This is a genomic window from Pseudonocardia ailaonensis (genome assembly GCF_039531635.1).
Taxonomy (GTDB): Bacteria; Actinomycetota; Actinomycetes; order Mycobacteriales; family Pseudonocardiaceae; genus Pseudonocardia; species Pseudonocardia ailaonensis.
Window position 1 is genome coordinate 101872 of record NZ_BAAAQK010000005.1, and the last position, 23391, is coordinate 125262.

Here is a 23391-nt window from a genome sequence, read left to right on the forward strand (position 1 = left end):
GCCGTGGACACGTGGGACTGGGCCGCCGGATCGGTGACACGTTGAGGCTCCCGACGCGCCGGGGACGGGCGATCCTCGTCGTCCTCGTGGTGCTCGCCCTGGCCGCCGCGGGTGGTGGCGCGGTGGCTCTCCAGTCACCGAAACTGCTGGCAGCACTGGGTGTGAAGGGCGCGTCGCCGGTCGACGCGGTCATGCTGGCGCCCGTCCCGCAGCTCGCCGCGCTGTCGGCGACGGCGCCCACGCCGAGCGCCGCGGGCATCGCCTCCGTGGTCGATCCGCTGTCCCGCGAGCGCGCCCTCGGGCAGTTCGCCGGCGTCGTCGTGGATCCCGCCGCGCAGCGCGGTGCCGCGCCGCTGTGGCAACTATCACCGGAGAAGCCTCTCGCTCCGGGCAGTACCGCGAAGGTCCTCACCTCCGCCGCGGCCCTGCTGACCCTCGACGCGACGGACCGGCTGAGCACCAAGGTGGTTGCGGGGAGTGAGCCCGGGCAGGTGGTGCTGGTCGGCGGCGGGGACCCGACGCTGACGGCGCTCGCCGCCCCGAAGGTGGGCACCTACCCCGATCCCTCGCGGCTCGACGACCTGGTCGCCGGCGTCCGGAAGTCGCTGCCGAACCAGAAGATCATCTCGATCGTCGTGGACAACAGCCTGTGGACCGGCCCGCTGCTCGCCCCCGGCTGGGACCCGGCGGACGTCGGCGCCGGCAACATCACGCCGATGGTCCCCCTGATGCTCGACGGCGGCCGCGCCGATCCGACCCTGCAGGACGGGCCCCGCGTCGGCGACCCCTCGGGGGATGCCTCCAAGGCGTTCGCGCGCAAGCTCGGGGTGCCCACGTCCGCGATCACCAAGGGCACGGCGCCGCCCAACGCCAAGAAGCTCGCCGAGGTCGTGTCCGCGCCGGTGTCCGCGCTGGTGGAGCACCTGATGACCACCTCCGACAACGTCCTCGCCGAGACCCTCGCCCGGGACGTCGCCCTCTCGCGGCAGGCCGATCCCTCCTTCGCCGGCGGCTCCCAGCAGGTGCTCGCGGCGCTCTCGCAGGCCGGGTTCGACGTCGCCGGCGCCACCATGGTCGACGGCAGCGGCCTCTCGACCTCCGACCGGATCCCGCCGCGGCTGCTCGGCGCGATCCTCGGCGCCGCGGCCGCCCCGACCGGGCCGGGGCAGGGCGTCGAGTTCCTGCGGCCCATCGTCTCCGGGCTGCCGGTCGCGGGGGGCGACGGCACCCTCGACGACCGCTTCGACACCACCGGGGCCGCCGCCGCGGGCCGCGGGGTGGTGCGGGCCAAGACCGGCACGCTGACCGGGGTGAGCGCGCTCGCGGGCGTGGTCACTGATGCGGACGGCCGGCTGCTCGTCTTCGCCCTGATGTCCAACGGGCAGTCGCCCGCGCTCAGCAGGCCGAAGCTGGACGGGATCGCGGCGGCGTTGAGCCGCTGCGGGTGCCGCTGAACTGCTGAGGTCGCTGAGCCAGCCGCGCTCGGCTCGTCGCTGAGCGCCTGCGGCCTCGGGCCTTGTCGCTGAGCCTGCGGTGCTGGGCTCGTCGTTGAGCCTGCGGCGCTGGGCCTGTCGTCGAGCCTGCGGCTCGGGGGACGCCGCGCGTAGCGTGGCGGGGGTGAACGCCCCCGTGATCCCGGACACCGACACCACGCCCGGCCTGCCCGTGAACTGGGCGCTCGCCCGGCGCACCGCGGCGCGGCTGGTCCCGGCAGGCCCCCCGGTCTCGGCCGAGGTCGCGCGGGAGCTGGTCGAACGGCTGCGGGCCGACGCGGCGGTCGCGGAGGGGCACGTCCGCGAGGTCACGGGGATGGGCGAGGGCCTGCCGCTGCTGCCCGCGGACGTCGTGGACCGGCCCGCCTGGGCCGCCGCCGCGATCGACGGCATGGCCGAGCTGACGTCCGGGGCGCAGCTGCCGAAGACCGCCAGGGCCGCCCGGGCGATCACCGGGACGACCGCGGGCCTGCAGATCGGCGGGGTGCTCGCCTTCGTCGGCGCCCGGGTGCTCGGCCAGTACGACCCCTTCGGCGGGCCGGCGAAGGACGGGCGGCTGCTGCTCGTGGCCCCCAACGTCTACGCCGCCCAGCAGGCGCTCGACGTGCCGTCCGGCGACTTCGGGCTGTGGGTGTGCCTGCATGAGGCCACCCACCGGCTCCAGTTCACCGCCGTGCCGTGGCTGCGGCGGTACTTCGCCGACGAGGTGGGCCACTTCCTGTCGATCAGCACGGACTCCGGGACGGCGCTGCTCGAACGGCTGCCGGAGGCCGTCAAGGCGCTGAAGGCCTCCAAGGGGGACTCGCTCGCGCTCGTCGAGATCCTGCAGGGCCCGGAACAGAAGGCGGTGCTGGACCGGCTGCTCGCGCTGACCACCCTGCTCGAGGGGCACGCGGACCACGTCATGGACGCCGCCGGCCCCGAGGTCGTCCCCAGCGTGGCGACGATCCGGGCCCGCTTCACCCAGCGTCGCCGCGGCGGGGGACTGGTCGACCGGATCCTGCGCGCGCTGCTCGGCGTCGACGCCAAGGTGAAGCAGTACGCCGTGGGCTCGGCCTTCACCCGCCAGGTGGTGGAGCAGGTGGGCATGGAGGGCTTCAACAAGGCCTGGACCAGCCCCGACACCCTCCCGACGAGAGACGAACTGGCCGCCCCCGAGAAGTGGCTCGCCCGAGTCCCCTGACCCCGGGTCCGCGTTATGGATCCATAACGCGAATTGTCGGGCCCTCAGACTGCGTTATGGATCCATAACGCGGGCGGGGGGCGTTCCCGCGCGCGTTGTGGATCCATAATGCGGTGGTGACGGGGGTGCGCGCGGCGGTCGCGGCGGCGATGGTGCGCATCGGGGCGGACGTGCCCGTCGTCGTCGGGGTGTCCGGGGGTGCGGACTCGCTGGCGCTGCTGCTCGCCGCGCACGCGCTGCGGCTCGGCCGGGTGACCGCCGCGATCGTCGACCACGGGCTCCAGCCGGGATCGTCCGCGCGCTCGCTCGAGCTGGCGGAGATGCTGCGGGGGCGCGGGATCCCGGCCGAGGTGCACCCCGTCGTCGTCGAGGGTCCGGGTGGGCTCGAGGCCGCCGCCCGGCGGGCCCGCTACGCCGCTCTCGCCGCCGCCCGCCCCGATCCCGCCGCGCCCGTCCTGCTCGGCCACACCCTCGACGACCAGGCCGAGACCGTGCTGCTCGGGCTCGCCCGCGGCTCGGGGCCCCGCTCGATCGCCGGCATGCGGGAGTGGGACGCGCCCTGGCTGCGCCCGCTCCTCGGCGTCCGCCGGGCCGAGACCCGGGCGGCCTGCACCGCCGCCGGGCTGACGCCCTGGGAGGACCCCCACAACGCCGATCCCCGCTTCACCCGGGTCCGCCTGAGGGCCGAGGCGCTGCCGCTGCTGGAGGACATCCTGGCGGGCGGGGTGGCCCCGGCGCTCGCCCGCACGGCGGCCCAGCTGCGTGAGGACGGCGAGGCGCTCGACGCATGGGCCGTGGCGGTCCGGGGGGCGGCGGAGAAGGAGGGGACGCTCGACGTCGCCACGCTGGGCGAGGTGCCGGCTGCCGTTCGCCGGCGGGTGCTGCGGGCGTGGCTCGGAGACCAGGGCGTCACCGCGCTGACGGACGCCCACCTCCGCGCGGCCGACGCACTCGTCGTGGACAGGGGGCGGGGCGGCCCGCGGGTGCCCGGCGGGTTGGACCTCGTCCGGACGCATGGCAGGCTCGTGCTGCGCCCGGCCGGGCGAACCGACGACGGCTGAGGAGAGATACCCCGTGTACGACGGTGACATCGCGTCCGTGCTGGTCACCGAGGAGCAGATCGGCGAGAAGACCGCCGAGCTCGCGGGGCTGGTCGGGAAGGACTACGCCGACCTGTGTTCCGGCGGCGGTCCCCAGAACGACCTGCTGCTGGTCGGCGTGCTCAAGGGCGCTGTGATGTTCATGACCGACTTCGCCCGCGCCATGCCGCTGCCGGTGCAGCTGGAGTTCATGGCGGTGAGCTCCTACGGCTCCTCCACCTCGTCGAGCGGGGTGGTGCGGATCCTCAAGGACCTCGACCGGGACATCGCCGGTCGGCACGTGCTGATCGTCGAGGACATCATCGACTCGGGGCTCACGCTGTCCTGGCTGCTCAAGAACCTGGAGTCGCGCGGGCCGGCGTCGCTCGAGGTCGTCACGCTGCTGCGCAAGCCGGACGCCGTGCGGGTGGACGTGCCGGTCAAGTACGTCGGCTTCGACATCCCGAACGAGTTCGTCGTGGGCTACGGGCTGGACTACGCCGAGCGCTACCGCGACCTGCCGTACATCGGGACCCTCGAGCCCCGCGTCTACGCGTAAAGGGAGGCCCGGCCGAATCCTCAGCCGCTGACGGGCGGGCCGGCCGGCGGGGCCAGGTCCTGCGGGTCGACCCCCGGCGGGGTCGAGGTGAAGGGCGCGGTGCCGTCGACCATCGAGAGGTCGCCGAGGCCGGCGTAGGTGTTCGCGTAGGCCAGCACGTGCGCCAGGTCGACCACGCCGTTGCTCACGGGCAGCGGCGCGAGGTTCAGGGTGGACAGCATCCCGAGCCCCCGGCCGGAGGAGTCGAGGAACGCGCTGCCCGAGTCGCCGGGGACCCCGGGGCTGACCGTGTAGACCACGTGCCCCCAGCCGCCGCCGACGTCGCCCGCGCTCACGCCGGCCTTGGGGCTCAGCGTCGCCGCCCCGCCGCGCAGCTCCGAGTTGCCGTAGGTGAAGGTCTGCGCGCCCGCCGGCAGCCCCCCGGTGGAGACGCCCGTGGGCCCGCCGAAGAAGGGCACCGTCGGGTTGGTCGCCCCAGCGGCGTCCGCGGGCAGCCGGACGAGCGCGAAGTCGTTGTAGGCGCAGGTGTCCGGGTCCGTCTCGCCGCGGCGCTGCATGTTGACCCAGGAGCTGTAGACCATCGGGCCGGTGAAGGACCTCCCGCCGTCGCCCTGCACCGTGACGAGGGTGCCCTCGGGCATCGTCGAGGACGTGCAGCCGTTGATCTCGGTCTCCTGGCCGGTGCCCGCGCAGTGCGCGGCCTGGCCGAGGTAGACGGCCCCGGTGCCGTCCCGGAACACGAAGTTGCTGGTGCAGGAGCCGCCGCCCTGGGTGACGGTGCGGACGCCGGGGTGCACGGCCGCGGACTCGCGCGGCGCCCAGACGGGGGCGGGGGCCTGCAGCGAGCGGGTCGGTTGCGCGGTCGCGGTCGACGGCAGGGCGATCGCGAGGGCGACCAGCGCGGTCACCGTCGTGGCCGTCCACAGCGCCACGGCGAGTGCCGTCCTGCCCGACCGGAAACCCATCCGCCACCCCGCCGCGTCGTCCGTGAAAAGGCCGAGACCCGGACCCCCTCGACCAACGAGCGGGGGCCGTCGGGGATACCCCACCACCCCGTGATCACCGGGGTGCACGCGGGGCCCCGATCGACACCGGATCGTGAGCGGGAACCAGGCCCGCGGCCCGTTCGTTGCCCCCTCATCGATCACCAGCCGGTCCACGGCCCGGCGCGGTGGCGCACCCCCGGCCTCCGGCGGCTATCCTGGCGGATCAGGCCGGGTCCGCGCGCTGCCGCCGGCGCCAGGACCGGAAAGCACACTCGGGAAGGTGAAGGCCACTACAAGGGCCGAAGCTGCATGGACCGCAAGCGCCTGCTCCGCAACCCCCTGACCTGGATCCTCGTCGTGGTCCTGGTCTATTTCGCCTTCTCCGTCCTGTTCGACGACACGCGTGGCTACACGCAGGTGCCCACCTCGGTGGCGCTGCAGCAGATCGACGCCAAGAACGTGGCGAACGCCACGATCGAGGACAAGGAGCAGCGGCTCCGGATCGACCTGAAGGCCCCTGTCGACGGCAGCTCGAAGATCATCACCCAGTACCCGGCGGCCTCGGCGAACGGGATCTTCACGCAGCTCCAGCAGAGCGGCACCGCGAACTTCAACACCGTGGTCCGGCAGGACTCGTTCCTGACGACGATGCTGATCTACCTGATCCCGCTCGGCCTGGTGCTCCTCGTCCTGTTCTGGATGATGAACAACGCCCAGGGCGGCGGGAACCGCGTGATGTCCTTCGGCAAGTCGAAGGCCAAGCAGCTCAACAAGGACATGCCGAAGACCACCTTCGGCGACGTCGCGGGCGCCGACGAGGCGGTCGAGGAGCTGTACGAGATCAAGGACTTCCTGCAGAACCCGGGCCGCTACCAGGCCCTGGGCGCGAAGATCCCCAAGGGCGTGCTGCTCTACGGCCCGCCCGGCACCGGCAAGACGCTGCTGGCCCGCGCGGTCGCCGGCGAGGCGGGCGTGCCGTTCTACACGATCTCGGGCTCGGACTTCGTCGAGATGTTCGTCGGTGTCGGCGCCTCGCGCGTGCGGGACCTGTTCGAGCAGGCCAAGCAGAACTCGCCCTGCATCATCTTCGTCGACGAGATCGACGCGGTCGGCCGCCAGCGCGGCGCCGGCCTCGGCGGCGGTCACGACGAGCGTGAGCAGACGCTGAACCAGCTCCTCGTCGAGATGGACGGGTTCGACGCGCGCGGCGGCATCATCCTCATCGCCGCCACGAACCGGCCGGACATCCTGGACCCGGCGCTGCTGCGCCCGGGCCGGTTCGACCGCCAGATCCCCGTCGGCGCCCCGGACCTCGCGGGCCGCCAGGCGATCCTGGCCGTGCACTCCAAGGGCAAGCCCTTCGCGAACGACGTGGACTTCCTGAGCCTCGCCAAGCGGACCGTCGGCATGTCCGGCGCGGACCTGGCGAACGTGATCAACGAGGCCGCACTGCTCACCGCCCGCGAGAACGGCACGCTGATCAACGGCGCCGCGCTCGAGGAGTCGGTGGACCGCGTGGTCGGTGGCCCGCGGCGCAAGGGCAAGATCATCTCCGACCAGGAGAAGAAGATCACCGCCTACCACGAGGGCGGGCACGCGCTGGCCGCGTGGGCCATGCCGGACCTGGAGCCGGTGTACAAGCTCACGATCCTGCCGCGCGGCCGCACCGGTGGGCACGCGCTCGTCGTCCCCGAGGACGACAAGGGCCTGATGACGCGCTCGGAGATGATCGGGCGCCTCGTGTTCGCGATGGGTGGGCGCAGCGCCGAGGAGCTCGTGTTCCACGAGCCGACCACCGGCGCGTCCAGCGACATCGACCAGGCCACCAAGATCGCCCGCGCGATGGTCACGGAGTACGGCATGAGCGCCAAGCTCGGCGCCGTGCGCTACGGCCGCGAGCAGGGCGACCCGTTCCTCGGCCGCTCGATGGGCAACCAGGCGGACTACTCGCTCGAGGTCGCCCACGGGATCGACGAGGAGGTGCGCAAGCTCATCGAGGCGGCGCACACCGAGGCGTGGGAGATCCTCAACACCTACCGGGACGTGCTCGACGAGCTGGTGGTCGAGCTGCTCGACAAGGAGACGCTCACCCGCAAGGACCTCGAGCGGATCTTCGGCACCGTCGAGAAGCGGCCGCGGATCACTGCGTTCAACGACTTCGGGGACCGCACGCCCTCGGACAAGCCGCCGATCAAGACGCGCGGCGAGCTGGCCCGCGAGCGCGGCGAGACCTGGCCGCCGGAGACCGAGCGCGAGCCCGCGCCCGTCGGCTCCTACCCGGGCGGCGGGGCCGAGGTGCCCGTCCCGGGCCCGAACGGCGGGCCCGGCCCGCTGCCGAGCCCCGGCCCCAACGGGGGCTACCCGGGTGGCTTCCCGGCCCAGGCCCAGCCGCCGCAGCCCCACACCCAGCCCGTGCCGCAGGCGGCCCCGGGTGGGGGCAACGGCAACGGCTGGCACGGCAACGGGCAGCACGGGCAGCAGCCGCCGTACGCGGTCGCCCCGAACTACGGCGCGCCGCCGGACTGGCGCCCGGCCACCACGCCCGCCGGGCAGACCTGGCCGCCGCCGAACTGGGCACCGCCCCAGGGCGAGCCGCCGGCGCAGCACCAGCACCAGCCCCGCCCGCCCGTGTCCCCGGAGCAGCCGCCGGCTGCGAACCCCGAGGGTCCGGACGCGCAGGGGCCCGACACCGGGAGCCGGAACTGAGCACGACCACGACCGATGCCCTGTCGCCCGGGTCCTCCGGGTCGGCCGAGGACCGGGCACGGACCGGGGTGGACCACGCCCGGGCCGAGGCCGCCGTCCGCGAGCTGCTGATCGCGGTCGGCGAGGACCCGGACCGGGAGGGCCTGCGGGACACCCCGGCCCGGGTGGCGCGGGCCTACGCGGAGATCTTCGCCGGTCTCTACGTGGACCCGAGCGCCGTCCTCGAGCGGACCTTCGACGAGGGCCACGGCGAGCTCGTCCTGGTCAAGGACATCCCGCTGTTCTCGACGTGCGAGCACCACCTGGTGCCCTTCCACGGCGTCGCGCACGTCGGGTACATCCCGAGCGAGGACGGCCGCGTCACCGGGCTGTCCAAGATCGCCCGTGTGGTCGACCTGTACGCCAAGCGCCCGCAGGTGCAGGAACGGCTCACCGGCCAGATCGCGGACGCCCTGGTGTCCAAGATGGATCCGCGTGGCGTGATCGTCGTGGTCGACGCCGAGCACCTCTGCATGGCGATGCGCGGTATCCGCAAGCCGGGCTCGCGCACCACCACCTCCGCCGTCCGAGGGCTGTTCAAGTCCTCCCCGTCCTCACGCGCGGAGGCGCTCTCCCTGATCCGGAGCCAGTGATGGCCGGCCGGGTCCCCCATCCCGGCCGCTGCGTCGTGATGGGCATCCTCAACGTCACGCCGGACTCGTTCAGCGACGGCGGCCGGTATCTCGACCGGGGGCACGCGGTCGCCCACGGCGTCGCGATGCGGGACGCCGGCGCCGACCTCGTCGACGTCGGCGGCGAGTCCACGCGGCCGGGCGCCGGGCGGGTCGACGCGGCGATCGAGCGGGAGCGGGTCGTGCCCGTCGTGCGCGAGCTGGCCGCCGAGGGCGTCCGGGTCAGCGTGGACACCACCCGGGCCGAGGTCGCCGAGGCGGCCGTCGAGGCCGGCGCCGTCGTGGTCAACGACGTGTCGGGCGGGCTCGCGGACCGGCGGATGGCCGCCACGGTCGCGGCCCTGCAGGTCCCGTTCATCCTCATGCACTGGCGCGGGCACAGCGACCGGATGCAGGAGCTGGCCTCCTACGAGGACGTGATCGGCGAGGTCCGCCAGGAGCTCGTGGCCCGGGCGGACGCCGCGGTGATGGCCGGTGTGGACCCGGACCGGCTGATCCTCGATCCCGGCCTGGGGTTCGCCAAGACCGCTGCACACAACTGGGCGCTGCTGCGCCGCCTCGACGTGCTGGTCGCGCTGGGGTTCCCGGTGCTGGTCGGGGCCTCGCGCAAGAAGTTCCTCGGGCAGCTGCTCGCCGACGCCGACGGGCACCCGCGCCCGCCGTCGGGCCGGGACGCCGCCACCGCCGCCATCAGCGCCCTGGCCGCCGAGAAGGGCGCCTGGGGCGTCCGGGTGCACGACGTGGAGTCCACGATGGACTCGATCGCGGTGTCCGCCGCCTACCGGCTCGGCGCCTCCCGGGCCCGCATCGCCCCGGGGGAGCAGCCGTGAGCCTGTGGGACTCGGACCGCATCGAGCTGCGCGGCCTGCGGGTCCGCGGCCACCACGGCGTCTTCGAGCACGAGAGGCGGGACGGGCAGGACTTCGTGGTCGACGTCGTGCTGTGGATGGACCTGCGCCCGGCTGCGGCGACGGACGACCTCACCCGGACCGTGCACTACGGCGAGCTCGCCGAGATGGCCGCCGGGATCATCGCCGGCCCGCCCCGGGACCTGATCGAGACGGTGTCCGCGGAGATCGCCGACGCGGTGATGGCGGACGAGCGGGTGCGGGCGGTCGAGGTCACCCTGCACAAGCCGCACGCCCCCATCCCCCTGGACTTCGCGGACGTCGCGGTGGTCGCCCGCCGCGCCCGCCCCGCCGACCCCGGGCCGAGCGGCCGGGTGATCCCCGCATGAGCCGCCCTCGCCCCCCGATGAGCGAACGGCGCTCTCGTTCACACCTACTGAGCGAGGGGGCCGCTCGCTCATGAGCCGCGCCGTGCTCTCGCTCGGCTCGAACCTCGGGGACCGGTTCGGCTTCCTCCGCGGCGCCGTCGACGGTCTTCGTGACGTGCTGGTGGCCGCCTCCCCGGTCTACGAGACCCCGCCGTGGGGTGGGGTCGAGCAGGAGGACTTCCTCAACGCGATCCTGGTCGTCGACGATCCGGCCCGCGATCACTGGGCCTGGCTCCGGCGCGGGCAGGAGCTCGAGAACGCGGCCGGCCGGGTCCGCGAGATCCGCTGGGGCCCCCGCACCCTGGATGTCGACGTCGTGACGGTCGACGGCCCGGACGGCCCCGTGACCAGTACGGATCCCGAGCTGCTGCTGCCGCACCCGGGGACCGCGGAGCGGGCGACCGTGCTCGTGCCGTGGCTGGACATCGACCCGGGGGCCGTGCTGCCGGGGCGGGGATCGGTGCGGGCCCTGCTGGCCGCGCTGCCGCCCGACGAGGCCGCCGGGATGCGGCGCCGGGACGAGCTGGCCCTGTGAGGCCCACCCGCCTGCGCGACCTGGTGGTGGCCTTCCTGGCCGCCGGGATCGTCGCGCACCTGCTGGTCAGCCTGGCCTACGGGAGCCTGCCGTCGTTCCCCGGCCCCGCCGGCGCCACGCTCGGCGTGCTGGGGCTGGCCGAGGCGGTGGCGGGCCAGATCCTCAAGGCGCGTGTCGAGCGCCGCCCCGGCTCCCGCCCGGTCGATCCGCTGTCGGCGGCCCGGGCGGTGCTGGTGGCCAAGGCGTCCGCGCTGGGCGGCGCGCTCGTGGCCGGGCTGTGGGCGGGCCTGCTCGTCTACGTGCTGCCCCGCGCCGGTTCGGTCACCGCCGCCGCCTCGGACACCACGGCGGCGCTCGTCGGCCTGGTCTGCGCGCTGGTGCTCGTCGGCGGGGCGCTGTGGCTCGAGCGTTCCTGTCGCACCCCGGACGATCCCGGTGACGAACGGGGCGTACGGGACGAGTAACCCTGCGTGGAGCTCCTCGCGGCGCTGAAGACGGCGCGGTCCTTGGCGGCGTTCGTCGAAGGCGGGGCATTGGAGGAGGCGCTCGCCCAGGTGTCGGTGGGCGCGGCGGTCGACGCGATGGAGAAGTCCCGGATCGCGCGAGACCCTCGAGCCCAGGTCTGGTCGGCCGTGACCCACCTGGAGACGGCGTGGGAGGCCCACCGGCGGATCCTCGTCCGGCCCCTGTCGAAGCACCTGGCCTGGACCCGGCACAGGCGGATCTGGGGCGAGTTCGACCACGTCACGTGCCTGATGGCCGTCTGCTACCGCTATCTCGGCGAGATCGAGCTGTCGGAGCAGTGCTTCACCCGGTGGGAGGCGCTGATGGGCGACCACTACGACCCCCGCTACCTCTTCCAGGGCCCCGGCAGCCTGCGCGGCACCCGGCGCTGGGCGGGGCGGGCGGGGTGGCTGGTGGGCAACATTCCCGCGCACTTCGTCGAGGAGGCCCGGGCGTCGTTCCGCGCGGAGCTCCCGATGGTGAACCCCCGCGAGGTCCGCGAGGCCCTCCGCGCCCTGTGACCCGGCGCGTTGTGGCTCCATGACGCCCTCTCGCCGCCTCCGAACGTGCGTTGTGGCTCCATAACGCGATTCCACGCCCTCCGAAGGTGCGTTGTGGCTCCATAATGCGGGCGGGGGAGGGGACGTAGGCTCCCGCCATGGCGTATCCCGTTCCCACCGGTGCACCGGACGGCGACCCGCGGGCGCGGCACACCCACGCGGCGCGACGCCGCGGCGTGCTGCTGCCCGTCGCCGGGCTCGTCCTGCTGGGCATCTGCGGGCTCGTGGTGCTCGGGCTGGTCGGGAACTCGGTCGGGCCCGGCGGGGTGCTCGTCGGCGCCCTGTGTGCGCTGCTGCCGGTCGGGCCGGTCGTCGCGACGTTCCTGTGGATCGACCGCTGGGAGCCCGAGCCGCCGCGGATGCTGCTGGTCGCGTTCCTGTGGGGAGCGTGCTTCGCGGCCCTGTCCGCGCTGCTGATCAACTCCAGTGCGGCACTGGCCGTGGACGAGTTCCTCGGCCGCGGTAGCGGGGACGTCCTGGGCGCGGTGGTGATCGCGCCGTTCGTCGAGGAGGCGCTGAAGGGGCTGTTCCTCGTCGGGCTGCTGATCTGGCGGCGCAAGGAGTTCGACGGGATCGTCGACGGGATCGTCTACGCCGGGCTGGTCGCCGCCGGCTTCGCGTTCACCGAGAACATCCTCTACATCGGCCGCGCCTTCGCCGAGGACGCGGTGGCGGGGCAGAGCGGCGGCGTGCTCGCCGTACTGCTGCTGCGCGGGGTGTTCTCGCCCTTCGCGCACCCGCTGTTCACCGCGATGACGGGCATCGGGGCGGGGATCGCCGCGGCGAGCCGCAGCGTCACGATCCGGGTGCTGGCGGTGCTCGCCGGCTACCTCGTGGCCGTGGTGCTGCACGCGCTGTGGAACGGCGCGGCGTCGATCCTCGGCGGGACCGGCTTCGTGCAGGTCTACGTCGTGGTGATGGTGCCGCTGTTCATCGGGCTGGCCATCGTCGTCGTCTGGCAACGACGCCGCGAGGCCCGCACGGTCGCGTTGCAGCTGCCGTCGTTCGCGCAGGCCGGCTGGATCGCGTGGAGCGAGGTCCCGCTGCTGGGCAACCTCGCCAAACGTCGCGGCTGGCGGCGGGCGGTGCGGGCCCGCTCGGGCAAGCACGCGGCCAAGGCGGTCACCGAGTACCAGTACGCCGTCACCGAGCTGGCCTTCCTGCGCAGCCGGATCGCCCGCGGCTCGGTGCGCGACAGTGCCGCCGAGCTCACCGCCGAGCGGCTGCGGGGCCTCGCCAAGGCCCGGGCCCGCGCCCTCGGGATGCCGGACGCGCTGACTGCGGCCTGGGGCGGGGACCACCCGCCCGGCTGGTCGCCGCCCCCGGCCCACACGATCTCCGCGCCGCTGCCGCAGGCCCCGCCGCCGGGCTATGCCCCGCCCCCGTACGCGGGCGCCCCCCAGGGCCCGCCGTCGCCGTACCGGCCGCAGGTGCCGCCGCCGTTCCCGCCCCAGCAGTACCCCCCGCAGCCCCCGCCCTTCCCGCAGCAGAGCCCGCAGGGCCAGCCGCCCCAGCAGCCGCCACCCGGCTGGGTCCCGCCCCAGCGCTGACCACGATCGTTCCGAGCACCACCTGGGCGCTCCACCGACCGCGCTGGGGTCGCCCTCGCAGCGATCACCCCCGGGCGATCCTTCCGAGAGCGACGGGAGCGCTGCCCCGATCGCGCTGGGGTGACGCTCGGACGGATCACCAGGTGATCGTTGCGGGAGTGACAGCACTGCTTTCCGATCAGCGCGTGTGCACCTCCCGGAACGATCACCCGCGCGTGATCGGTGCGAGCGTGACCCCAGTGTGGCCGGTGGAGTGCTCCGGTGATGCTCGGACGGATCACCAGGTGATCGTTGCGGGAGTGACAGCACCGCTTCCCGACCAGCGCGTGTGCACCTCCCGGAACGATCATCCGCGCGTGATCGGTGCGAGTGCGACCCCAGCGCGGTCGAGACAGCGCCCACGTGGCGCTCGGAATGATCATGGGGCGGCTGGGTGTGACGTGCACCGTGCGGTGAAGCAGATCACGGGGGCTCCCCGAACCCGCCCGGGCCGCCTACCCTCGGCGCCGACAGTGGAGCGACGACTCGTCCGGTACCCCTGGTGGACTGGAACGACGGGAGCTTGTGATGAACGCTGGCCGGCCTGCCCGGCTGGCCGTCGGAGTGGTGTCCGCCGGCCGCGTCGGAGCCGTACTGGGTGCGGCGTTGCACGCCATCGGGCACCGGGTCGTCGCGATCTCCGGTGTCTCCCGGGCCTCCGTGCACCGCGCCGAGTCCCTGCTGCCGGGAGTCCCCCTGCTCCCGCCGGACGAGGTCGTGCAGCGGGCCGATCTCGCGCTGCTCACCGTGCCGGACGACGTGCTGCCCGGCCTGGTCCGCGGGCTCGCCGCCGCGGGCGCCTTCCGGCCCGGCCAGATCGTGGTGCACACCGCGGGCTCGCACGGCGTCGGCGTGCTGGAGCCCGCCGTCGAGCACGGCGTGCTGCCGCTCGCGCTGCACCCCGTGATGACGTTCACCGGCCGCCCCGAGGACGTCCAGCGGCTCGTCTCCTGCCCGGTCTCGGTCACCGCCCGCCTGGACGACGAGGCCGCCTGGAGTGTCGGCGAGGCGCTGGTCCTGGAGCTGGGCGCCGAGCCCGTCCGGGTCCCCGAACAGGTCCGCCCGCTCTACCACGCCGCCCTCTCCCACGGCGCGAACCACCTGGTCACGCTCGTGCGGGACGCCGTGGAGCTGCTCGACAAGGCCGGTGTCCGCCCGGCCGACCTGCTGATCGCGCCCCTGCTGTCCGCGGCCCTGGACAACGCCCTGCGCCACGGCGACCGCGCCCTGACCGGACCGGTCGCGCGCGGCGACACCGGCACCGTGGCCGGCCACCTGCGCGAGCTGGAGAAGGCGGATCCGGACATTGCCGCGACCTACCGCGCGCTCGCCCGTCGCACCGCGCACCGCGCCGTCGAGGGCGGCCTGCTCCCCGAGCACGCCGCGGAGGAGATCCGCGCCCTGCTCGACGACCCGACCAGCCAGAATCCCGGAGACCCACGGTGACCACACCCGTCCTCGGCACGACGCGCGGCGGCTACGTCCGCGGCACGCTGACCGTCCATCCCGACCCGGCGAAGCTCACCGCGGTCACCCGCGCGCTGCGCGGCGCCGGCCGCAAGATCGTCCTGGTGCCCACCATGGGTGCGCTGCACGAGGGCCATCGCGAGCTGATCCGGCACGCGAAGCAGGTGCCCGGCGCGGTCGTCCCCGTCGTCAGCATCTTCGTGAACCCGCTGCAGTTCGGGCCGAACGAGGATCTGGAGCGCTACCCGCGCCCGCTCGAGGCGGACCTGGAGGCGCTGCGCGAGGAGGGGGTCGAGCTGGTGTTCACCCCCGCCGTCGAGCACATGTACCCGCCGGGTTCGGACACCCGTATCGCCGCCGGGCCGCTCGGGTCCGACCTGGAGGGTGCGAGCCGGCCGGGGCACTTCGACGGGATGCTCACCGTCGTCGCCAAGCTGTTCCACATCGTCGCACCGGACGTGGCGCTGTTCGGTGAGAAGGACTTCCAGCAGCTCACGCTGGTGAAGAAGATGGTGCGGGACCTGGACTTCCCGCTCGATGTCGTCGGGGTGCCGACCGTCCGCGAGGAGGACGGGCTGGCCCGCTCGAGCCGCAACGTCTACCTCTCGCCGGAGGACCGGGAGCGCGCCGTCGCCCTCTCCCGGGCGCTCAAGGCCGGCGCTGCGGTGTCCGCGTACGGGTCGCAGGCGGTGCTGGACCGGGCCCGCGAGGAGCTGGCCGGGCTCGACGTCCAGTACCTGGAGCTGCGGGACGCCGAGACGCTCGGCGAGCCGGTCGCGGGTGCGAAGGCCCGCCTGCTCGTCGCCGCGAGGCTCGGCACGACCCGCCTCATCGACAACATCGCCGTCCAGCTCTAGGGAGCCGAAGATGCTGCGCACCATGATGACCGCCAAGATCCACCGCGCCACGGTGACCCAGGCCGACCTGCACTACGTCGGTTCGGTGACCGTCGACCGCGACCTGATGGACGCCTCGGGGCTGCTCGAGGGCGAGCAGGTCGCGATCGTCGACATCACCAACGGTGCCCGCCTCGAGACGTACGTGATCCCCGGTGAGCGGGGCAGCGGCGTGATCGGCATCAACGGTGCCGCCGCCCACCTCGTGCACCCGGGCGACCTCGTCATCCTCATCGCCTACGGCCAGCTCGACGAGGCCGAGCTGCTCACCTACTCGCCGCGGGTCGTGTTCGTCGACGGCGAGAACAAGGTCGTCGAGCTGGGCGACGACCCGGCGCACGCCCCGGAGGGCTCGGGCCTGCTGTCCCAGTCACTGCGGTGATCCTCTGCATCGATGTCGGCAACACACAGATCGCCCTGGGCGTCTACGCCGGCGACCGCCTGGTGCGGGACTGGCGCATGCGCACCGACCCGGCGATCACCGCCGACGAGCTCGACATCGCCATCGTCGCGATGCTCGGCGCCTACGCGGCGGACCTCGAGGGGATCGCGGCGCTGTCCACCGTGCCCACGGTCCTGCGCGAGCTGCGGCTGATGCTGGAACGGCGGCCGGGCACCCCGTCCGTCGTGGTCGGTCCGGGCGTGCGGACGGGCGTGCCGCTGCTCGTCGACAACCCGCGCGAGGTCGGGGCGGACCGGGTGGTCAACACCCTCGCCGCGCACCACCGCTTCGACACGGCCTGCGTCGTCGTGGACTTCGGCACCGCCACGAACATCGACGTCGTGTCGGCCCGGGGCGAGTTCCTGGGCGGCGCGATCGCTCCGGGCATGGAGATCTCGATGGACGCGCTCGCCGTGCGGGCGGCCGCGCTGCGCCATGTCGAGCTGCTGCCGCCTCGCTCGGTCATCGGCAAGAACACTGTGGAGGCGCTGCAGTCCGGGATCCTGTACGGCTACGCCGGGCAGGTCGACGGGCTGGTCCGCCGGATCCTCGGCGAGCTCGGGCCGGCAGCGGGCCCGGTGACGGTGCTCGGCACGGGCGGGCTGGCGCCGATGATGGAGGGCATCTCGGACACCATCACCGAGTACGTCCCGGACCTGACGCTCGACGGGCTGCGCCTCACCTATTTGCGGAACGTCCGCAGCACGAGTGTGAACACCGGCCAGTCGAAGGCGCCCGAGGCGGTCTCGGGGCGCTCGGACAGGTAGGCGCGCAGCGCGCCGAGGGCCCGCTCGCGCAGCTCCGGATCGGCCGTCAACGCCCAGGAATGGGTGGACAGGGTGGCGATCAGGCCCTCGCTCGTCGTCGGGACCGGATTGGTGAAGTCCCGCCGCTCGACGGCCGCGAACGGCTCGGGCAGGTCGAGGGTCGCCCCGTCGCCGGCGGCGGGGTCGCCCGGCGCGGCCCGCTCCCGCATGAGGACGTCGATGTACCCCCGCACCCAGTCGACCTCGGAGTCGTCCGCGTTCCAGAAGCCGGCGAACACCCCGCCCGGCCGCAGCACCCGCGCGATCTCGGGATACGCCCGCTCCTCGTCGAACCAGTGGATGGCCTGTCCCACCAGCACCGCGTCGACGGACGCGTCCGGCAACGGGATCTGCTCGGCGGTCCCCTCCCGCGCGTCCACCCCCGGGAGGTCGGCCCGCAGCCGGGCCAGCATCCCCGGATCGGGTTCGACGGCGACGACCTCACCGACGTCGGCCCGATCGAGCAGCGAGGCCGTCAGCTTCCCGGTCCCGGCGGCGAGGTCGAGCACCCGGGGACGTCCGGGAGCGGGCGCGAGCGCCCAGGCGACGGCCTCCTCGGGGTATCCGGGCCGGTGGGCGGCGTAGTCGTCGGCGACGGCCCCGAACGAGCGGGCGCGGGTGGCATCGGGCACGCCGTCGACGGTAGGCGCGATACCGGCGCGACGCCCCCGGATTCCATTGTCTAGCCTTACCGCCCGTGACTGATTCGCCTGTGGAGACCGTCGACGACCTGCCCGAGCAGATGCAGGTCCGGTCGAAGAAGCGGGCGGACATGCTGGATGCGGGCCTCGACCCCTATCCCGTCCAGGTGCCCCGCACGCACACGCTGCGTGCCGTCCGGGAGGCCCATCCGGACCTGCCCGCGGACACCGCGACGGGCGAGACCGTCAGCGTCGTGGGCCGGGTGCTGTTCCTCCGCAACACCGGGAAGCTCTGCTTCGCCAAGCTCGTGGAGGGGGACGGCTCCGAGCTGCAGGCCATGCTCAGCCTGGCCAACGTCGGTGAGGACGAGCTGGCGCGTTGGAAGGCCCAGGTCGACCTCGGCGACCACGTGCTCGTCACCGGCGAGGTGATCACCTCCAAGCGCGGCGAGCTGTCGGTGATGGCGAGCTCCTGGGGAATGGTCGCGAAGTCCATCCGGCCGCTGCCGAACGCGCACAGCGAGCTCTCCGAGGAGACCCGCGTCCGCCAGCGCTACGTCGACCTGATCATGCGGCCGCAGGCCCGGGACATGGTCCGCACCCGGTCGACGGTGCTGCGCACGCTGCGCCGCCAGTTCGAGGAGCGCGACTACCTCGAGGTCGAGACGCCGATGCTGCAGCTGCTGCACGGCGGGGCCACGGCGCGCCCGTTCGTCACGCACGCGAACTCCCTGGACACGGATCTGTATCTGCGGATCGCCCCGGAGCTCTTCCTGAAGCGGGCCGTGGTCGGTGGTATCGAGCGGGTTTTCGAGCTCAACCGGGTCTTCCGGAACGAGGGCATCGACTCCACGCATTCGCCCGAGTTCGCGATGCTGGAGGCCTACCAGGCCTACGCCACGTACGACGACATGGCGGAACTCACCCGGGAACTGATCCAGGAATGTGTACGCGCCGTGTTCGGGTCGACCGTTGTGCGTCACGCCGATGGGTCGGAACACGACCTCGGGGGTGAGTGGCGATCGGTCACCCTGCACGGATCGGTAGCCGAGGTCGTCGGCTCCGAGGTGACGCCGGACACTCCGGTGGCGGAGCTGCGCCGGATCGCGGCGGAGCGCGACGTGGCGCTCAAGGAGGAATGGGGCGCGGGCGAGATCGTGCTCGAGCTGTTCGAGAAGCTCGTCGAGCACACCCTGCAGGAACCGACCTTCGTCCGCGACTATCCGGTCGAGGTCCGGCCGCTCACCCGACAGCACCGGGACGACGCGCGGCTCGCCGAGGCGTGGGACCTGATCGTCTTCGGGCACGAGCTGGCCACGGCCTACTCCGAGCTGGTCGACCCGGTCGAGCAGCGGGCCCGCCTGCACGCGCAGTCGCTGCTCGCGGCCAAGGGGGATCCCGAGGCGATGCAGCTCGACGAGGACTTCATCCGCGCGATGGAGTACGGAATGCCTCCCACGGGCGGCATGGGAATGGGCGTGGACCGGCTCTTGATGACGCTCACCGGCGTGGGGATCCGCGAGACCATTCTGTTCCCCCTCGTCCGCCGGGAAGGCTGAGCCCGGAGCATCCGGAACGTTCTCCGGAGGCGTCGGAAGTCACCAGAGGAGTTCGGGTCGCCGCGCCCGCTCGACCCACCCGGTTAATTGCGATATAAATGACCCGGGACGGGTGCCTCCGTCACCTTATTGATCCGAAAACTGACGAAAGTGGAGGCTGCGGCGGTGGCGCAGATCCGTGAGATCAAGCTGATCGACGACCTCGACGGCAAGAAGGCCGACGAGACCGTCGAGTTCGGCATCGACGGCAAGAACTACGAGATCGACCTGTCGACGGTGAATGCCGGAAAGCTCCGGGACGCGCTGGCGTCCTATGTGGGGGCGGCCCGCCGGGCCGCCGGGCGGCGCCGGGCGAGCGGGTCGTCGGCGCCCGTGCGCAAGCCGTCCATCGACCGCGAGCAGAACCAGGCCATCCGGGACTGGGCCCGTAAGCGCGGCATGAAGGTCTCCGACCGCGGCCGCATTCCCGCCGAGGTGCTCGAGGCCTACCACCAGGAGAACTGAGCGGCGCTCAGGAGTAGGTGGACGACGGAGGCCGGCCGGGTGCATCCCGGTCGGCCTCCGTCGCTTCTCAGGGTCACCTAACCTCGAGGCGTACGGTGGCCGGAGGACGTCGCATCCCCCGGAGGTTTCCTTGGCACGCCGTACGACCACGCTCGAGGTCCTGCGCACCGAGCGGCTCTCCCCGCACCTGGTGCGGGTCGTGGCGGGTGGACCGGAGCTCGCGCAGTTCCCGGACACCGAGTTCACCGACCGCTACGTGAAGATTCTGTTTCCGGTCCCGGGCGTCGAGTACCCCGAACCGTTCGACATGGACATGATCCATCGCGACCTGCCGCGCGCGGACTGGCCGCGGCAGCGCACCTACACCGTGCGCGCGCTCGACCACGACCGCGGCGAGCTGACGATCGACTTCGTGCACCACGGCGATTCCGGCCTCGCCGGTCCGTGGGCCGCGACCGCCCGTCCGGGTGATGTGCTGCGGATGCTCGGCCCGGGCGGCGCCTACGCGCCGGACCCGGAGGCGGACTGGCACCTGCTCGTCGGGGACGAGGCCGCGCTGCCCGCGATCGGGGCCGCCCTCGCCCGCATCCCCGCCGGCCGGACGGCGCACGTCCTGGTCCAGGTGGGTTCGGCGGCCGACGAGCTGCCCCTCGACACCCCCGCGGACCTGCGGCTGCGCTGGCTGCACCGGGCGGAGGACGGGACCGGGCAGCTCCTCGAGGCCGTCCGCGGGCTCGAGTTCCCGGCCGGTCGTGTCCACGCTTTCGTGCACGGTGAGGCCGCCGAGGTCCGCGACGTGCGCCGGCACCTGACGCGCGAACGGGGGATCGAGCGGGACTCCCTGTCCGTCTCCGGCTACTGGCGCCGGGGCCGCGACGAGGAGGGTTTCCGCGTGTACAAGCAGGAACAGGCCGAGGCCGACCGGGCCGAGGAACAGGTCTCCGCAGGTCGCTGAGGTTCACTCTCGGCTGAACCGGCGCCGTCGGGGAATCGAACGTCACAGCACACCGTTGTGTCGGCAGGGCGGTGACGCCCGACGCGCGAGCGGCGCCCGGGGCCGTCGGCCCGATACAGTGGTAGGGGCGCTCGCTGTCGATAAGCCGGCGCAGCGTCACAGGGATGCTGGTCGCGTCGCACGTGTGGGCGCAGCAGGCAAGGAGTGCAAATGTTCGAGAGGTTCACCGACCGAGCAAGGCGTGTTGTCGTCCTGGCCCAAGAAGAGGCCCGGATGCTCAACCACAACTACATCGGCACCGAGCACATCCTCCTTGGCCTCATCCACGAGGGCGAGGGCGTCGCCGCGAAGGCGCTCGAGTCGCTCGGGATCGCTCTGGAGGGCGTCCGTCAGCAGGTCGAGGAGATCATCGGCCAGGGCCAGCAGGCCCCGTCCGGGCACATCCCCTTCACCCCGCGGGCGAAGAAGGTGCTGGAGCTGTCGTTGCGCGAGGCGCTGCAGCTCGGCCACAACTACATCGGCACCGAGCACATCCTGCTCGGCCTGATCCGCGAGGGCGAGGGCGTCGCGGCGCAGGTGCTCGTCAAGCTGGGTGCCGACCTCAACCGTGTCCGCCAGCAGGTCCTCCAGCTGCTGTCCGGCTACCAGGGCAAGGAGCCCGCCGAGGCCCAGTCGGGTCGCGGCGAGGGCACTCCCTCGTCCTCCCTCGTGCTCGACCAGTTCGGTCGCAACCTCACCCAGCAGGCCCGCGAGGGGAAGCTGGACCCGGTCATCGGCCGGGAGAAGGAGATCGAGCGGGTCATGCAGGTCCTCTCCCGGAGGACCAAGAACAACCCCGTCCTGATCGGCGAGCCCGGCGTCGGCAAGACCGCCGTCGTGGAGGGGCTGGCCCAGGGCATCGTCAAGGGCGAGGTCCCGGAGACGCTCAAGGACAAGCAGCTCTACACGCTCGACCTGGGCTCGCTGGTCGCCGGTTCCCGCTACCGCGGTGACTTCGAGGAGCGCCTCAAGAAGGTGCTCAAGGAGATCCGCACACGCGGCGACATCATCCTGTTCATCGACGAGATCCACACCCTCGTGGGTGCGGGTGCCGCCGAGGGCGCGATCGACGCCGCCAGCATCCTCAAGCCGATGCTGGCCCGCGGCGAGCTGCAGACGATCGGTGCCACCACGCTCGACGAGTACCGCAAGTACGTCGAGAAGGACCCCGCGCTGGAGCGCCGCTTCCAGCCGATCCAGGTGGGCGAGCCGAGCGTCACGCACACCATCGAGATCCTCAAGGGCCTCCGCGACCGCTACGAGGCGCACCACCGGGTCACCATCACCGACCCGGCGCTCGTCGCGGCCGCCACGCTGGCGGACCGCTACATCTCGGACCGCTTCCTGCCGGACAAGGCGATCGACCTGATCGACGAGGCCGGCGCCCGGATGCGCATCCGCCGGATGACGGCGCCACCGGACCTGCGGGAGTTCGACGAGAAGATCGCGAACGTCCGCCGGGACAAGGAGTCCGCGATCGACGCGCAGGATTTCGAGCGCGCCGCTCACCTGCGGGACTCCGAGAAGCAGCTGCTCGGCCAGAAGGGCGAGCGGGAGAAGCAGTGGAAGTCCGGTGACCTGGACGTCGTGGCCGAGGTCGACGACGAGCAGATCGCCGAGGTCCTGGCGAACTGGACCGGCATCCCCGTCTTCAAGCTGACCGAGGAGGAGACGACTCGGCTGCTCAAGATGGAGGACGAGCTCCACAAGCGGATCATCGGCCAGGAGGAGGCGGTCAAGTCCGTCGCCCAGGCGATCCGCCGGACCCGTGCCGGTCTGAAGGACCCGAAGCGCCCCTCGGGCTCGTTCATCTTCGCCGGCCCGTCCGGTGTCGGTAAGACCGAGCTCTCCAAGGCGCTGGCGAACTTCCTCTTCGGCGAGGACGACGCGCTCATCCAGATCGACATGGGCGAGTTCCACGACCGCTACACCGCCTCGCGGCTCTTCGGTGCCCCTCCCGGGTACGTGGGCTACGAGGAGGGCGGCCAGCTCACCGAGAAGGTGCGTCGCAAGCCGTTCTCGGTCGTGCTGTTCGACGAGATCGAGAAGGCCCACCAGGAGATCTACAACACGCTCCTGCAGGTCCTGGAGGACGGCCGCCTGACGGACGGCCAGGGCCGCACGGTGGACTTCAAGAACACGGTGCTGATCTTCACCTCGAACCTGGGTACCCAGGACATCTCGAAGGCCGTCGGGCTCGGCTTCGCGCAGAGCAACGACGAGCAGTCGAACTACGAGCGCATGAAGACCAAGGTCAACGACGAGCTGAAGAAGCACTTCCGCCCGGAGTTCCTGAACCGTATCGACGACATCATCGTCTTCCACCAGCTCACGCAGCCGCAGATCATCCAGATGGTCGATCTGATGATCACCCGCGTGGAGAAGGCCCTGGCCAACAAGGACATGGCCATCGAGCTCACGGACGCCGCGAAGGGCCTGCTGGCCCGCCGCGGGTTCGACCCGGTGCTCGGTGCCCGTCCCCTGCGCCGGACCATCCAGCGGGAGATCGAGGACCAGCTGTCCGAGAAGATCCTGTTCGGCGAGATCGAGCCGGGGCAGATCGTGATCGTCGACGCCGAGGGCATCGACGAGGACGCTCCCGAGGGCTCGCCGGCCCGGGACGACAAGGCGACGTTCACCTTCCGAGGGGAACGCCGCGAGCCCGCCGTCACGGTGCCGGACGCTCCGCCGGTGGACATCGTCGCCGGTGGCGGCACCACCTCGGAGGAGTCGGCCTGACGGCCTGACACAGCGCACGACGGACGGCCCGTCTCCCGCGAGGGAGGCGGGCCGTCCGGCGTCCCCGCCCCTCCCCCGATGGTGAGGTCACCCTCACCCTTTTCCGCCTGATCGGCCTGCCCGTTCGGAGGGGTCCGCATCTGCGTGCAACGAGCCTGCAACGAACCGCAATCTAGTGTCGTCGGTCACTGGCTCCAACGGT

Annotated in this window: 22 protein-coding genes; 20 read left to right on the forward strand and 2 right to left on the reverse strand. The window is 72.7% G+C overall.

Annotated elements, in window-relative coordinates:
- The first annotated feature begins 41 nt into the window (after window positions 1–41).
- The 4 genes from dacB to hpt all read left to right on the forward strand — a co-directional run bounded on the left by dacB (window position 42) and on the right by hpt (window position 4314).
- Window positions 42–1454, forward strand: coding sequence for a D-alanyl-D-alanine carboxypeptidase/D-alanyl-D-alanine endopeptidase (dacB, locus tag ABD324_RS09050; protein ID WP_344414488.1), 1413 nt, complete (start codon window positions 42–44; stop codon window positions 1452–1454).
- A 163-nt stretch (window positions 1455–1617) separates the two neighbouring features.
- Window positions 1618–2676, forward strand: a complete 1059-nt coding sequence (locus tag ABD324_RS09055; protein WP_344414490.1) for a zinc-dependent metalloprotease — start codon at window positions 1618–1620, stop codon at window positions 2674–2676.
- Between the two features lie 149 nt (window positions 2677–2825).
- Window positions 2826–3737: a tRNA lysidine(34) synthetase TilS gene (gene tilS, locus ABD324_RS09060; RefSeq protein WP_344416304.1), complete on the forward strand. Its 912-nt coding sequence runs from the start codon at window positions 2826–2828 to the stop codon at window positions 3735–3737.
- Window positions 3738–3750: 13 nt separating this feature from the next.
- The gene (gene hpt, locus ABD324_RS09065; protein ID WP_344414492.1) at window positions 3751–4314 is read left to right on the forward strand and encodes a hypoxanthine phosphoribosyltransferase; all 564 of its coding nucleotides are present in this window, start codon (window positions 3751–3753) and stop codon (window positions 4312–4314) included.
- Window positions 4315–4334: 20 nt separating this feature from the next.
- Here hpt and ABD324_RS09070 read toward each other — a convergent pair whose 3' ends face one another.
- A complete protein-coding gene (locus ABD324_RS09070; RefSeq protein WP_344414494.1) occupies window positions 4335–5279 on the reverse strand; it encodes a serine protease in 945 nt (314 codons plus the stop codon).
- Window positions 5280–5609: 330 nt separating this feature from the next.
- On the opposite strand from ABD324_RS09070, the gene ftsH reads away from it, so the two are divergent.
- The 12 genes from ftsH (at window position 5610) to ABD324_RS09130 (ending at window position 16713) form a co-directional block, all read left to right on the forward strand.
- Window positions 5610–8006 (forward strand): ATP-dependent zinc metalloprotease FtsH, encoded by a 2397-nt coding sequence (gene ftsH / locus ABD324_RS09075; RefSeq protein WP_344414497.1) that lies wholly within the window; start codon window positions 5610–5612, stop codon window positions 8004–8006.
- A 20-nt stretch (window positions 8007–8026) separates the two neighbouring features.
- A complete protein-coding gene (gene folE / locus ABD324_RS09080; protein ID WP_425565840.1) occupies window positions 8027–8638 on the forward strand; it encodes a GTP cyclohydrolase I FolE in 612 nt (203 codons plus the stop codon).
- Window positions 8638–9507: a dihydropteroate synthase gene (gene folP, locus ABD324_RS09085; RefSeq protein ID WP_344414502.1), complete on the forward strand. Its 870-nt coding sequence runs from the start codon at window positions 8638–8640 to the stop codon at window positions 9505–9507. Before folE ends, folP begins: the two co-directional genes overlap by 1 nt.
- Complete coding sequence (gene folB, locus ABD324_RS09090; protein ID WP_344414504.1) at window positions 9504–9914, forward strand: dihydroneopterin aldolase; 411 nt, start codon at window positions 9504–9506, stop codon at window positions 9912–9914. Before folP ends, folB begins: the two co-directional genes overlap by 4 nt.
- 70 nt (window positions 9915–9984) lie before the next feature.
- Window positions 9985–10488: a 2-amino-4-hydroxy-6-hydroxymethyldihydropteridine diphosphokinase gene (gene folK / locus ABD324_RS09095; protein WP_344414506.1), complete on the forward strand. Its 504-nt coding sequence runs from the start codon at window positions 9985–9987 to the stop codon at window positions 10486–10488.
- Window positions 10485–10952: a DUF3180 domain-containing protein gene (locus ABD324_RS09100; protein WP_344414508.1), complete on the forward strand. Its 468-nt coding sequence runs from the start codon at window positions 10485–10487 to the stop codon at window positions 10950–10952. The genes folK and ABD324_RS09100 overlap by 4 nt, the downstream gene beginning before the upstream one ends.
- A gap of 6 nt (window positions 10953–10958) precedes the next feature.
- Entirely contained in the window at window positions 10959–11513 is a 555-nt protein-coding gene (locus ABD324_RS09105) for a hypothetical protein (protein WP_344414510.1), read from the forward strand.
- A 137-nt stretch (window positions 11514–11650) separates the two neighbouring features.
- Entirely contained in the window at window positions 11651–13102 is a 1452-nt protein-coding gene (locus tag ABD324_RS09110) for a PrsW family intramembrane metalloprotease (protein ID WP_344414512.1), read from the forward strand.
- A gap of 567 nt (window positions 13103–13669) precedes the next feature.
- Window positions 13670–14587: a Rossmann-like and DUF2520 domain-containing protein gene (locus ABD324_RS09115; protein ID WP_344414514.1), complete on the forward strand. Its 918-nt coding sequence runs from the start codon at window positions 13670–13672 to the stop codon at window positions 14585–14587.
- Window positions 14584–15465 carry a pantoate--beta-alanine ligase gene (gene panC, locus ABD324_RS09120; RefSeq protein ID WP_425565769.1) on the forward strand — a complete coding sequence of 294 codons (882 nt, stop codon included), beginning with the start codon at window positions 14584–14586 and terminating at the stop codon, window positions 15463–15465. Before ABD324_RS09115 ends, panC begins: the two co-directional genes overlap by 4 nt.
- Window positions 15466–15475: 10 nt before the next feature.
- On the forward strand, window positions 15476–15886 hold the full coding sequence (panD, locus tag ABD324_RS09125) for an aspartate 1-decarboxylase (RefSeq protein WP_344414515.1): 411 nt from the start codon (window positions 15476–15478) through the stop codon (window positions 15884–15886).
- Entirely contained in the window at window positions 15883–16713 is an 831-nt protein-coding gene (locus ABD324_RS09130) for a type III pantothenate kinase (RefSeq protein ID WP_344414516.1), read from the forward strand. Before panD ends, ABD324_RS09130 begins: the two co-directional genes overlap by 4 nt.
- On the opposite strand, the gene ABD324_RS09135 is transcribed toward ABD324_RS09130, so the two are convergent.
- Window positions 16629–17384, reverse strand: coding sequence for a class I SAM-dependent methyltransferase (locus ABD324_RS09135; RefSeq protein WP_344414518.1), 756 nt, complete (start codon window positions 17382–17384; stop codon window positions 16629–16631). The genes ABD324_RS09130 and ABD324_RS09135 overlap by 85 nt on opposite strands.
- A 110-nt stretch (window positions 17385–17494) precedes the next feature.
- Between ABD324_RS09135 and lysS the strand changes: the two genes are divergently transcribed.
- From lysS to ABD324_RS09155, 4 genes are all read left to right on the forward strand, one after another.
- Window positions 17495–18952, forward strand: a complete 1458-nt coding sequence (lysS, locus tag ABD324_RS09140) for a lysine--tRNA ligase (RefSeq protein WP_344416309.1) — start codon at window positions 17495–17497, stop codon at window positions 18950–18952.
- 165 nt (window positions 18953–19117) lie between these two features.
- Entirely contained in the window at window positions 19118–19456 is a 339-nt protein-coding gene (locus ABD324_RS09145) for a histone-like nucleoid-structuring protein Lsr2 (protein ID WP_344414520.1), read from the forward strand.
- 130 nt (window positions 19457–19586) lie between these two features.
- Window positions 19587–20411 (forward strand): siderophore-interacting protein, encoded by an 825-nt coding sequence (locus ABD324_RS09150; RefSeq protein WP_344414522.1) that lies wholly within the window; start codon window positions 19587–19589, stop codon window positions 20409–20411.
- A gap of 210 nt (window positions 20412–20621) precedes the next feature.
- Window positions 20622–23189: an ATP-dependent Clp protease ATP-binding subunit gene (locus ABD324_RS09155; RefSeq protein ID WP_344414524.1), complete on the forward strand. Its 2568-nt coding sequence runs from the start codon at window positions 20622–20624 to the stop codon at window positions 23187–23189.
- Window positions 23190–23391 lie beyond the last annotated feature (202 nt).